Raw genomic sequence first — 12,569 nt, forward strand, 5'->3', positions numbered from 1 at the left:
TCATTCTCCTTTAACTTCGACCACATCAAGCAGGTCGATCACTTCATCGCCGATGCGGATCTGCGGGTTATCCACTTCGGTCACCACGCCTTCCACCACGCCTTCGATCACTTTTCCATCTGCGCGGTTGGCCTTCACGACCTTGCCGACGAGGCTTGCCAAATACGCGGTCTGACTCATCGTCGATACGTTCTGCATCGATGAGTTGATGCCGCGCAATTCCTGCAGCGAGTTCAACTGCGAGAACTGCGACATCATCTCCGCGTTATCCATCGGCTCCAGCGGATTCTGATGTGTCAACTGTGCCAGCAGGATCTGCATGAACTGGCCGGAATCAAGTTCGTTGCTGGCTGTGTTCGCCGCGGGTGAATTGTTCGCGGCGACTTGGTAGGTGCTGAGTACATTATTTACTTCCATGCGTTATCTCCTTTGCTTTGAATTTTTCAAACTAAATAATCGATCTCACCGGTCGAACCGATCCGTTGCGGGCGTGCCTGCTCGTTTACTGGCGCGGGCTGCGGCGCTTCCCGTCGTGGATTTTGAACGAATTGCTGGCTCTGTTTGAAACCACCTCCTTCATGAGTGGGTTGATGCTGCTGGCTGATGTTCAGATTCGTTAACTGCACCCCCGCCTCTTTCAAAGACTGGCGGAGTTGATTCGCCTGTGATTCAAGCAGTTGGCTCGTGCCCGTATGCTCGGTGAAGAAACTCACGCTCACTCCCTGGGCGGTGTGGGTCATCTGCACTTCGATCGCTCCCAATTCCTCCGGGTTCAGCCGGATGCGAATGGAAGTCTCGCCGCTTTTTACACGGGTCTTCATCTGGCTTGTGATCTGCCCGACCACATCCATATTGGCGGGGTCGATCTTGTCATTCGAAGAATGTTCCACCATTTTTTCGCTGGTCAAACTTTTTTCCACTGAAGTGAGAGCGGGCACTGGCTCCACGGATTCCTTCTCAACCTCTTTGGCGGATGCCTTCACTTCGAGCGGAGCGGACTCAACAGCTTTGACCTCGGCTGGGATATTCTCCCGGTTTAAGACAACCGGTTCATCCTTAACCGTCGGCTTGAAGCCGCTTTCAGATATTTTCTCTGCTGGTTCATTCTCCGCTTTTAGGTCCTTCGCCGGCAGTTCTACTTTCTTCATCGGCAGGGGAGATTCCACATCAGCCGGGGAGGATGGCGAAACATTGTTTTGCTTTTGCTCAACAGCGACAGTTGCCATGCTGGTCGTTCTTTGACCTTCATCTTGCGGTTGTGCTTCAAACCCGGTGACCTTTGGCAAGGGAGCAGTTGTCTGGGCAGCGGGTTCTTCTTCAACGCTGGCTTTTATTTCTTTACCGGCGCTGACTTTCGATTTGACATTGGCTTCCGTAAATTCGCTCGCCGGAACTTCAGCGGGTTGAGCGGCTTTACCCTGCGGGCGGACGACCTTCTCTTCACTGGCAACTTCATTCACATTTGCCTTGGGCTGAGTTTGGGGAAGTGTCATTTTGGGTTGCCCATCTGCAGGCTTGTTGACGCTTGCCGCCTGAGTTTGTGCCTTGGAGGCTGGTACAGGGCGGTCATCATCGAACACTGCTTTGCTCTGTTCCGGCACAGCAGGTTGCGTTTCCATGGCGCGGGTATCAACTGGTTTGGTCTTCACTTCTTCTGTTGCTTTGATCGTGGGCATCGGGTTGACCATCTTTGGTTGCCCGGCAGAATTTGGTTCCATGTTGGCTGCGGACTCGAAAGTGATAACAGGTTTATTTGATGATGAATTTTTTTGCTCAACATCAACAGGCGCGGGGGCTTGTGCTTGTGCCTGAACGGTCTGGCTGGTCATTGCCGCCGCATTTGAGATTGGCTTTTCAATGCTCACCGGGATCTGCTGCGGGGTGACAGGTCGTTGTTCTGCTGTGACCATTTCAACCGGCTGCGAAGATTTGGCGGCGGGTTGCTTCATTGCGCGAAACGGCTTGGCTTCAGCAGGCAGATCATTGCCTTGCTTCATCATGCCCTGGGTTTGTTCAGGCTTGGGCATTTCAGTTTCAAAGACATCGGTCTTTTGAACGGAGAATTCCTTGCCAGACACAAGTGACTGAGCCGCCTGCGGATTTTTTTGCGGCGAGGTGAGTGGCTGAAGGCTGGAGGGAGGTTGGGTCACTCGGGCAGGGTCAACCGCCGTGACGGTTGATGCGCCTGTCGAAGCAGAGGTCGTTTCACTTGAGTGCTGAGTCTCTGAAGCGAGTTCCACGATTGCTGACGGGGTGGTCACAAAGAGAGCCGCGAGAGGCAGGGCGTTGGTTTCCTGCTCCTGCTTTAATTTCTTTTCTTCGCTCTTCAAGACTTCTCCGAACGAAAGCGCAGTTTCAGAGTCGCGTGATGCGGTTGTGCCAGTTGCGCCTTCAAGAGCGGTGGGCGGAATGGTGGGGGGGAGGATGAGAGACATCATTATCTTGCCAGTGTTTTGAGAAGTAACAATTTTTTAGAGACGGCCTGGCTGATCGCCTGATACTGAATGCCAGCTTCAGACATGTCTGCCAATTCAAGATCGATATCCACATTGTTCTGGTCGGCGCGCAGTGTGCCGCCCGGGCGCAGCTCAGACTGAAAGAACATTCCCTGTTCGGCTGTGGTGAGATGATCTTCATCGGTGACCTTCATCGGCAGAAGGTGGTGGTTATCCACCAGCCGAGTCAGGGTTTCCTGAAAATCAACGACCTCTGCCTGGTATCCGGGGGTGTCGATGTTGGCAATGTTGCGGCTGATGGCTTGTTGCTTAAGGCTCAACCCATTGAGCGCGGCTTTCGCCGTGATAGAGGAGATATCAGAAAAAAGGGAATCGCTCATTTCATGCCTGCCATTCATTACTGGAGTTGAAGTAACCCAATACACGATTGACGTACGTTTGTGTTTCCTGATAAGGCGGGATGCCGTTGTATTTATCCACAGCACCCGGACCGGCGTTATATGCTGCGACTGCCAGATGGACGTTGCCGTTGTAGCGGTCTAATAATTGACTGAGGAAGCGTGTGCCGCCTTCGATGTTTTGCGCCGGGTCGAGCGAATTGCTCACGCCGAGCCAATCAGCGGTGGAAGGCATAAGCTGCATTAATCCCTGCGCGCCGGCAGAGGAGACCGCATTGGGATTGAAGTTTGACTCAGCCTTGATGACCGCCTGCACCAGCCCCGGGGCAACGTTGTATTTTTGAGCAGCCTGATTTATGAGGCTGGAAAAATCTCCGTTGACGGGTTCCCCGCTTGTAGTTAAGGCAGACTCGCTGTTTTGTCCCTTGGTCTCGATCCGGCTTAGCAGTTTCTCAAGCAGTGAGAACATGAGATTCTGCATGACAGATTGGATCTGACCGGTGAAGAAGGAGTTATCCATGATGGGTTACGCTCCGTTCTGGCTGCGGAATGCGCGGGCGATGTAAATGTCATCCTGCGCCTGCGATTCGATCTGAATCTGCTCGGCTACATACACTTCGTGGCGTTTGCGCTTCAAGATCTCCAGGGTCTCCTCGGCCTGTTTGGCTTGTACCAATTTCATGCGGGTCTCTTCGATCTCTCTGGCTTGCTTCTTGAGTTCGAGCACGACCACTTCAATGTGCTTATTGATCTGCAGGATGTTCAAGCGCAGGAGGTTGATCTCGACCATGTCCATGTCGCCGGTTTGAGCTGCGCTTAATTGCCCGAGCAGGCTTTCCTGGTAGTGCTTGAGCGAAGTGTGCAAGTCCTGGGTTTCCTGGTGGATGGCCGTCAACTTCCCCAGTTCGATCTCCAATAGTTCCACTTTTCCGTGGCGGAGATCCAAAACATTTTGCAGTGAAAATTTGGGTGACATCATGTCTTACCTCGATTAGTTGACGGCTGAGATCTGGCTGATCTCGCTCATAAATTGGATGGTGCTGTTGAATGCGCTGACTTCGGAACGTCCTTGCTGCAGGAAGCGATTGAGTTCAGGGATCACGAGCAGGGCGGTATCGGCTTCGGGGTCAGAACCTTTGACATATGCGCCGATATTGACGAGGTCGCGAAACTTTTCGTAGACCGCGAGATTTTTGCGGGCAAAGGCGGCGAGCTGTAAATGCTCTTTGGTGGTCAACGCCGGCATCACGCGGCTGACGCTGTTGAGCACGTCGATGGCGGGGTAATGATTTCGTGCGGCCAGGGTTCGGCTGAGGATGATGTGTCCGTCGAGAATGCCGCGCACCGCATCACAGATCGGTTCATTGAAATCATCGCCTTCCACCAGCACGGTGAAGAAACCGGTGATCGATCCTGTTTCGCCTTTTCCTGCGCGTTCAAGCAGTTTGGGAAGCAGGGCAAAGACCGAGGGTGTGTACCCTTTGCTGGCGGGCGGCTCGCCGATCGAAAGACCGATCTCACGCTGCGCCATCGCAAAGCGGGTGACCGAGTCCATCATGAACATCACATCCATGCCTTCGTCGCGGAAGTATTCTGCAACGGTCATGGCGACCGAGGCAGCCTTCAAGCGCATCAATGCGGGCTGGTCGGATGTGGAGACGATGATGACCGAGCGCGCCAGACCTTCAGGCCCGAGATCTCTTTCCAAAAATTCGCGTACTTCACGTCCGCGTTCGCCGATCAGGGCGATGACGGAAATGTCGCTTTCAGAGTTTCGGGCGATCGAGCCAAGCAGGGTGCTTTTTCCCACACCGCTGCCCGCGAAGATACCCATGCGTTGTCCCTTGCCGCAGGTCAGCATGCCATCGATGACCCGCACCCCGGTCACCAGCGGCTCTTCGATCGCGGCGCGTTGAAGTGGGTGAGGCGGAGTCTGGTTGATGGAAGCATGGCTTGAGTGCTTGAGCGGACCCTTGCCATCGATCGGTTCTCCCAACCCGTTCAGAACACGTCCAATGAGCGACCGCCCGACCGGAGCCTTGAAGGTTTGCGAAACCGAGCGGACGACACTATCGGGCTGGATCCCTTCCATATTTCCCAGTGGCATGAGCAGCATGCGGTTGTTGCGGAAGCCGATGGCTTCTGCCAGAAGCACAGATTTATTGCTGGTCTGGATCTCGCAGACCTCGCCGATCTGGCAGTTCAGCCCCATGGTTTCCACGGTCAGGCCAACGACCTGCACAACTTTCCCCGTGATCGATAACGGGTTGAGCTGCGTAAGCGCGTTGCGAAAGCGTGAAAGGTCAGGGCTGACTTTTTCCATGATCTACTCTTCGGGAGTGTCCGTTTCATCCAGTGATTTCAAGATGGCGTTGAGTTGTGTTTCCACGCGTCCATCCACTGTTCCAATGTTTCCTTTGATCAGGCATCCGCCCGGGGTAATGCTGTTGGACGCAATGACCTTCACCGGTTCTCCGTGGATCAACATTTGTTGTTCGCTCCAGTAGGAGTCCAGTAATCTTGCATCGTTGGGGTTGAGGAAGACCTTTAATGCTCCAAGTCCGTGAGCGTTTTCCATGACACGGCTCAAGTTTGCATGCAAGGCCTGGGCATTTAGCTTCGCGCCTTCGCCGAACATCTTGTTGGAAATATCCTTCAGCATGTCGATCAGGACCTGCTCGCCCTGGGCGAAGAATTCCTGCTTCCAATTTTCGATCTCTTCGACCGTGCTGTGTACAGCCTTGAGCGCGTCTTCGATCTCGGTGCGGGCTTCACGTTGTCCCTGCTGAAAGCCTGCCTGCTTTTGCTCTTGGATCTCAGCCTCAGCCTGCAGCAGGATGTCATCTGCTTCGGCTTGCGCGGCAAGGATGATCTCTTCCGCTTGATGACGGGCACGTTCAATGAGCAGTGCGGTCTCGTCTTCTTCCAACTGCTGTGAAGACGGCTGGTTCGAAACCGGAGCCGGGCTTTGCACCTTCCATGTCCGATCGAAGGGAGTGTCTGTGACTTCGATGAAGTTCCACTCCGCCGGGCTAACTTTCGCTTGCGCCTGTCCCAACTGACCGGGCTTCCACGAAGCGAACTTAATATTCTTCGACTTCACAGCCTTTCCGGTTGCAGCGGCTTTGGTTTTCAGCTCATTGACGTCCAGGTTTTGGAAGATGGAAAGAATATCTTCCTTGTTGATCTTTTGCTCGTTGACGGTCGCGTCTTCATCGAACTCCGGCGGATTCCACGCGGCAGGGGTTTCGTTCTGATTCGCTTTATACAATGACTTCATTTTCCCCTCCGCCGCCTGCGATGACGATCTCACCCGATTCTTCCAGCGATCGGCAAACATCCACGATCTTCCTTTGGGCCGTATAAACATTCTTGGCCAACTGCGGACCCAGAATGTCGATCTCTTCTTTCAAGTTTTCGCGCGCGCGTTCCGAGAGATTGGAAAAGACCTTCTCTCTCAAACGATCCGGCGCGCCTTTGAGCGCGAGAGCCAAGTCAGCCTTGTTGATGTCTCGCAGCACACGCTGCATGGCTCGGTCATCGAGTTTGATCACATCGTCAAAGGTGAACATGTTGGCGCGGATCTCTTCCACCAGTTTGGCATTAGTCGTTTCCAACGCATCAAAAATGGATTTTTGCGCGCCGCGGTCCACCTGGTTGAGCACCTTCACCAAAAAGGTCACGCCGCCCGTGGCACGAAAATCCGCTTCATTGATGACGCTGGAGAGTTTGCTCTTCAGGCTTTTTTCCACCTGTTGAACGACTTGCGGAGAGACCCGGTCCATGGCAGCGAGCCGCAAGGTCACTTCGATCTGGATGTCCTTGGGCATGCTCGTTAGAATATCGGCTGCGACCTTGGCTTCGAGATACGAAAGCACAAGAGCGATGGTTTGCGGCATTTCCTCCTGAAGCAGCGATGCCACTTCAGTGGTGTTTGCGTTCTTCAACATTTCAAAGGACGAAAGCTGCTGATGAACAGAGATGCGTTCAAGGATCTCTGTTCCTCTGCGCGGACCGACAGCGCGGGCCAAAAGCTGGCGGGAATATTCGATGCCGCCGCGCATTTCGGAAGTGTCTGACATGCTGAGTTCGCAGGCTTCGCGCAGAGCCTCACGCCGTACTTCCGGCGAGACCATGCCTGGCTTGCCAAGCACCATCAGCACCTGTTCGATCTCACCCTCATTCAGGTACTGAAGCACCCGGGAAGACCGATCCACGCCAAGCCCAAGAAGGAGGGCTGATGCTTTCTCTATGCCGGTGGTCATGACTTCTTCCCTTCGTTCAGCCAGATCTGAATGATCTCAGCAACGGTCGCGGGATTCTCTTCAGTGAGTCGGGTAATGATCCGGGCATTCTGTTCTTCATCAGATGAGCGGGCGGTCTTGGACCGAAGCTGAACCACGACATCTTCATTGCTTTCCACTTTGGAGCTCATGGGCATTACGCTGCCAGCGCCGCCATCTTTTTCGGCAAGGCGGGAGAGCGCTTGCGACAGGTCATCTTGCAGTTTCATGGCTGCTACCTTGTAGTCAGGCTCACCAAGGGCTGAGACTTCTCCCACGGGCAGCATCACGGGCTTCCAGGTTTCCTTGGATGCGTTGCGTGTGTTGTTGATCAACCGCAGGATGAAGAAGAGCAGAGCGAGAACCACCAGCCCCGCCGCAACGCCGGCGCCGATGCGCAGGTAAAGTTCCTGCTGCTGTTGTTGAGCAAGCTCGGTGCTGAGTGCATCCAGTGCGGTGCGGTCGAACGCGAAGGATTCCACAGCTACCTGATCGCCGCGGGTGGTGTCAATGCCGGCTGCAACCTGCACTGCAGATCGAATGATCTCCATTTGCGCGGCGTCGCTGATGTTATCCACCATGACAGAAACTGAAATGCGGCTGACCTTGCCCGGCGCGCTGACTTCGTGCGACTGGACCTGGCTGACCTCATAGTTCAAAGTTTCTTCACTGCGCTGGTAACTTTCAGAACCAGAGCCGGTGGTGGTTGCAACGGGTGTGGGCAGGTTTGATGTGGCGCCCGGAACACCTCCGGTCGTGCCGCCGCTGCTCGAGACTTCGTTGATCACCTGCGAACTGCGGATCGCCACCTCGGTGGGGGAGTATGTGTTCGAGGTGACTTCGCGTTGTGTCCAGTCCATTTCAACGGTGGCTTGCACAACCGAACGATTGGGACCGAGGATCTTATCCAGAATGGCTTGCACTTTTTTCTGCACTTCGAGCGCGTACGCATTCTCGATCGAACGCTGCTCATCCTTCATGGACATGTTCATTTCGTTTTCAGAGCTTTCGCCTGAAGCCAGCAGGTTGCCGTTGCCATCAACCACCACTACGTTTTCCGGCTTCAGTCCTTCCACACTGCTTGCGATCAAATGCGTGATCGCGCGTACCTGCGAGTCGTCCAAAACCTCGCCAGGGTTGATCTGCATGGTCACAGATGCCGTGGCAAGTGATTGGACCGAAGTGAGCAGGCTCTTCTCAGGGATCACCAAATGGACACGCACTGCCTTCACGGCTTTTATGCTGCCAATGGTCCGCTCCAACTCGCCTTCAATGGCGCGCTGATAATTTACTTTTTGTGAGAATTCCGTCATCCCCAGCATGGAACTACCGCTGAACAACTCGTACCCAACCGTGCTTGATTGGGGCAATCCTTCACGAGCCATCAATAAACGTGTGGTGTACACCTGGTCACTCGGCACCTCAATGGTGCCGCTGCTCTTAAGCTGATAAGTGATGTTGTTATCATCCAACTTCTGAACGATTTGAGCCGCATCTTCTTCACTGAGACCCGTGTACGCTACAGAGTAGCTCGGGGTATTTGCCCAGCCTACCAGCACCGGGGTCAGGATCAGCATGGACAATACAAGCGCAGCCATGGTGATCTGTTTCCCAAGGCTTTGCTTTTTCCATAACGTCACGAATTGTTGTTGAACATTGGTAAGCATAGAGTAAGTCCCGAATGTTTATTAGACTTGCATTCTCATGATCTCGCGATAGGCTTCAACCAGCTTGTCGCGGATGCCGAGCGCTACATTGAAATTCACATTGTTCTCTTCCATTGCAATCATTACCGTGTGCAGGTCCACGTCTTCGCCGCGTGCCATTTGCTCAACAAGGCTGTCTGTATTCAGTTGAGATTGATTGAGTGTGTTGAGCATTTCTTCAAACGACTTCGTGATCTGCTGGGTGTTGCTGCTGGCAGAAGGTTTCTGCGTGGCATTAATATCTTGAATGACCGGGATGGGGCTGGAATTAATTGGGGAAATTGCCATGATTACCTGCCGATCTCAAGCGCTTTGAGCGCCATGCGTTTTGAAGCTTCCACAGAAGCGAGGTTCGCTTCATAAGAACGGGTGGCAGAGAGCATGTTGGTCATTTCAACCACGATGTCTACATTGGGAAGGGTGACAAAACCTTCAGCGTCGGCATCGGGGTGGGTCGGGTCGTACACCCTCGGACCTGTTTCAGTATCCGTTGTGACCTCAGCCACTTTGACGCCGCCCTGCAGGCTGGTGCCATCCTGTTTGCGGCGGGCAGCCACCAGTTTAGGCAGAAAATCATTTTGTTCTTCCGGCAGGAAGACCACATCCTGGCGTTGATAGGCGCCGCCTTTTTCGGTGCGGGTGGTCTGTGCGTTGGCGATATTGTTCGAGATCAGGTCCAAGCGCATTCGCTGTGCCGTCAGCCCAGATAAACCAATTCGGAGGGAATTCCAGAAACTCATAATCTTCTCCTTAGTCGGTTCGATATTATCAAAGGAGGGGTTTTGCCACAGTAAAAGCAGTGTGAAGTTAAAATAAATTTTGTGTGAATAAAAATAAAGCGCCTATTTCCTTTCGGAAAGGCGCTTTGTTATCTTTTGGGCTTTTTTCGAGAAAAAATCGGCGAATTATGTCAAAATATTGCCGAAGGATGTTGAGTAGGTGGGGGCGACGGTCACAACCTGGCGGGCGGAGATCTTTTCTTCTGTGGCGATCCAGGCGCTGCGCAGCTCGGAGAGGGTGGAGATCGCAGAGTTGTAATCACCTTTGCGGATGCAGTCGAGGCACCATTGATACAGGCGGAATAGACCGGCAGCGACTTCGGGGTAGTCAAGGTCAAGGGCATCGCGCAGAGCGCTGATGGTCTTGATCGCTTTTCCGAAATCCTGTTGTTCACACGAGCGGATCGCCAGATCGTAGGTCATGATGACGAGGCGCAGCGGGCTGGCGTTCATTACATCCTGTTGCCGATATTGGTTGCGATAAGCTGTTTGAAACATGGTCTAAATCCTCGATTTTTTCGCGAATGCTATTTTTTATTCTTACACATTCAGTTTCGGCTATGCCGTGCCGAACTTGAGTAAAGCTGCATTAATTCGGCATAAAATTTATTTTTGATTTTTTCCTACACAGTCATGAAATTTAAAGCAAAGACATAGAGCCGCAGGGGTGCATTGCGTGACCTTGCGTGATGTGCCTGCTCGCCAGTGGGGTGCTGATCGTATCAAATGGTGAGCTTTAACAGATCGCTGATCTGGAGTTTTTGAAGTTCATTGGATGGGATGGAGCGCAAAACCTTTTTGGTTTTTCTGTCCACCAGAAATACGGTGACATTGTTTGTCGCTTCATCCACGCGGAAATGGATGGAGACGTTCGCCAGGCTGGCGAGCTCGTTGGAAGCTTTCTTCGTCTCGACCTGCGTACTGGCTTTGTGCGCTGCATCACTCACGCGGACCTGCGCGGCTGATTCTGCCTGTGCCGCCAGCGCCCGTGAGATGGCGCTGCCATCCGAAAGCTGTACTCCACTGATTGGTTTTATGGATGATTCGTTCATGGTTCACGATCCTTCCAGCCTTGAAAAATTTTCAAGATATGGATGTTGGAATCTTCAGGTCAATTTTCTAGCCCGAGGTGTTTACGTTCGAGCCGAGGTTGATGCCGAACATGGTGGCGGTGTTGCCAAGGTCAACCAGTTGAGCCTGATATTCAATGTATTGGTTGTACAGGGATTGCTTGCGAATTTCGAGCGAGGCATTGTATTTGGCAATGCGCTGATCGTAATCCTTGCTTTGGGTCTCAAAGGAACTCAAGGATTTTGTAAGCAGTCCGCTGGTGCCGGTGTAGCGTGAAAGCATGGTGTTCATTTCGCCCATGCCTGCATCCAACAGGGCGGTGACATCCGCCTTGTTGTTCTTGATCGCATCGCTGAACTTGGTGCTGTCCAGGGTCAGCTTCATATCCTTATCGAAGGATAGACCGACTTCTTCAAGTCGTTTGTAATTTCCGGTGTTCGTGTAACTGCGGCTCATGCGGTAGAGCATGTCTGAGCGGAAATTGCTGAAGACGGTTTCACCGCTGAGTGGGCCGCGGGTGTAGGTGGTCTTGCCGTTCTCGGTCTTGGATGTGGATGCCATCTTGTCTTTCAGATGTGTGATGGATGCGTTGAATTTTGTAACCAACGCGTTCATCAATCCGAGGGCTTTATCGTTGTTCGCGGTGACGCTCAATCTGGCGCTCTTGCCTTCTGCGTCGCCAGCCAGATTGATGGTGAGCCCATCGACCACATCGGTCAAGTTGGCGTTGCTGGCGCGGGAGACGTTCATCCCGTTGACTGTGAACTCGGCATTCTGCGCGCTTTGCAGCAGGGTGTTGAAGCCCAGGCTCGCTCCATCGGTATAGATCATGGAGTGGTTCGCGCCGGTCTGCGAGGAGGTGAGTACCAATTGGTTGGAAACGATCGAAGCTCTGAAATCATGCCCTTCAGGTTGAAGAGCGGCGTTGATCGAGGCGACGATGCTTCGCTGGGTATCGCTGGTGCTGATCGAGATGGATGTGCCTTTGGCGGTGTAGTAGAAACTTGTGGTTTCCAATCCGCCGGATTTGTTCAGGGTGAGCGATTGTCCGCGCCCTGTATCGAACACACCATCGTTCATGGTCTGCCATTCAGAGGTGTAGCCGGTGGAGCCGTCAGACTTGCGGATCGAGACCGCGTTGCCGTCGGCATCGACCAGGCGGAACTGGCGCACACTGGATGAGTCGCGCACTTGCAGGGTGTATGTGCCGGTGCCAAGTTCCTTTTGACCGGTGGCTGCCGAAATGGCAGAGGCGGCTGTCAGGGAGGTGGATGCGACAAAGTCCGCGTACACGCCGGGTTCGGTTTCTGTTTGCAGATTGGCTGTGCCCGTTCCTCCCATCCAGAAGGTTCCGCTCTTGTTAAGGGCGATATCCGGGCTGGCTGCGGCAGCGGTTGCGCGGCTGTGAGCCTTGGCAAGCTTGGAGACATAAAAATCATAATCGGTTGCGGCGGCTGTTTCGCTGGTCTTGCTGATCGTGAGCACAGTTGAGCCGCTGGTGGCAGGGACCACGCTGGATTTTGATGTGCTGGTGAGACCATAGGTGGACTGGGAACTGATCAGAGCCTGCATCGCGCTTTGCAGCGCATCGAGGTTGGTCTTCACATCCGTGTACACACCCTTGCGAACTTCGATACTATCCTTTAAAACCTGGATCCGCTTAAGCGGCGCACTTTCAGACTCGATCTGTGTCTTGATCGCTGTCTGAAATGGAACTGCCAGGTTCTTGATCGAGGCATCTATGGATGTGATCGTTGTTGCCATGGTTCACCTTCGTTTTGTTTGGGCCGCCTCAAGAAATTACTTTACCTTGAAGGGTTGTTGGGGAGGCGCCGGAGGCGCCTCCCCAATGAATTCGTACCGCTTGCTATGAAGG

At 53.5% G+C, this 12,569-nt stretch carries 14 protein-coding genes; all 14 read right to left on the reverse strand.

Annotation, left to right across the window (positions count from 1 at the left end; translation table 11 throughout):
- Positions 1-417 carry a flagellar hook capping FlgD N-terminal domain-containing protein gene (locus IPG80_RS00285; protein WP_345101436.1) on the reverse strand — a complete coding sequence of 139 codons (417 nt, stop codon included), beginning with the start codon at positions 415-417 and terminating at the stop codon, positions 1-3.
- A 26-nt stretch (positions 418-443) separates the two neighbouring features.
- A complete protein-coding gene (locus IPG80_RS00290; RefSeq protein ID WP_345101439.1) occupies positions 444-2,438 on the reverse strand; it encodes a flagellar hook-length control protein FliK in 1,995 nt (664 codons plus the stop codon).
- Positions 2,438-2,836: a flagellar basal body rod protein FlgB gene (gene flgB, locus IPG80_RS00295; RefSeq protein ID WP_345101440.1), complete on the reverse strand. Its 399-nt coding sequence runs from the start codon at positions 2,834-2,836 to the stop codon at positions 2,438-2,440. Before flgB ends, IPG80_RS00290 begins: the two co-directional genes overlap by 1 nt.
- Before the next feature lies 1 nt (position 2,837).
- Positions 2,838-3,374: a lytic transglycosylase domain-containing protein gene (locus IPG80_RS00300; protein ID WP_345101442.1), complete on the reverse strand. Its 537-nt coding sequence runs from the start codon at positions 3,372-3,374 to the stop codon at positions 2,838-2,840.
- Positions 3,375-3,380: 6 nt separating this feature from the next.
- Positions 3,381-3,833, reverse strand: coding sequence for a hypothetical protein (locus IPG80_RS00305; protein ID WP_345101444.1), 453 nt, complete (start codon positions 3,831-3,833; stop codon positions 3,381-3,383).
- A 12-nt stretch (positions 3,834-3,845) separates the two neighbouring features.
- The gene (gene fliI / locus IPG80_RS00310; RefSeq protein WP_345101446.1) at positions 3,846-5,177 is read right to left on the reverse strand and encodes a flagellar protein export ATPase FliI; all 1,332 of its coding nucleotides are present in this window, start codon (positions 5,175-5,177) and stop codon (positions 3,846-3,848) included.
- 3 nt (positions 5,178-5,180) lie between these two features.
- A complete protein-coding gene (locus IPG80_RS00315; RefSeq protein WP_345101448.1) occupies positions 5,181-6,134 on the reverse strand; it encodes a FliH/SctL family protein in 954 nt (317 codons plus the stop codon).
- Positions 6,118-7,119, reverse strand: coding sequence for a flagellar motor switch protein FliG (fliG, locus tag IPG80_RS00320; RefSeq protein ID WP_345101450.1), 1,002 nt, complete (start codon positions 7,117-7,119; stop codon positions 6,118-6,120). The genes IPG80_RS00315 and fliG overlap by 17 nt, the downstream gene beginning before the upstream one ends.
- On the reverse strand, positions 7,116-8,804 hold the full coding sequence (gene fliF / locus IPG80_RS00325) for a flagellar basal-body MS-ring/collar protein FliF (RefSeq protein WP_345101452.1): 1,689 nt from the start codon (positions 8,802-8,804) through the stop codon (positions 7,116-7,118). Before fliF ends, fliG begins: the two co-directional genes overlap by 4 nt.
- A gap of 21 nt (positions 8,805-8,825) precedes the next feature.
- Entirely contained in the window at positions 8,826-9,131 is a 306-nt protein-coding gene (gene fliE / locus IPG80_RS00330; RefSeq protein ID WP_345101454.1) for a flagellar hook-basal body complex protein FliE, read from the reverse strand.
- Positions 9,132-9,133: 2 nt separating this feature from the next.
- Positions 9,134-9,583, reverse strand: coding sequence for a flagellar basal body rod protein FlgC (flgC, locus tag IPG80_RS00335; protein ID WP_345101456.1), 450 nt, complete (start codon positions 9,581-9,583; stop codon positions 9,134-9,136).
- A gap of 165 nt (positions 9,584-9,748) precedes the next feature.
- A complete protein-coding gene (locus IPG80_RS00340) occupies positions 9,749-10,120 on the reverse strand; it encodes a flagellar export chaperone FliS (protein ID WP_345101458.1) in 372 nt (123 codons plus the stop codon).
- Positions 10,121-10,344: 224 nt separating this feature from the next.
- Positions 10,345-10,674, reverse strand: coding sequence for a flagellar protein FlaG (locus IPG80_RS00345; RefSeq protein ID WP_345101460.1), 330 nt, complete (start codon positions 10,672-10,674; stop codon positions 10,345-10,347).
- 67 nt (positions 10,675-10,741) lie between these two features.
- A complete protein-coding gene (fliD, locus tag IPG80_RS00350; protein ID WP_345101462.1) occupies positions 10,742-12,457 on the reverse strand; it encodes a flagellar filament capping protein FliD in 1,716 nt (571 codons plus the stop codon).
- Between the last annotated feature and the right edge of the window lie 112 nt (positions 12,458-12,569).

The organism is Candidatus Villigracilis vicinus, from assembly GCF_016702885.1.
Taxonomy (GTDB): Bacteria; Chloroflexota; Anaerolineae; order Anaerolineales; family Villigracilaceae; genus Villigracilis; species Villigracilis vicinus.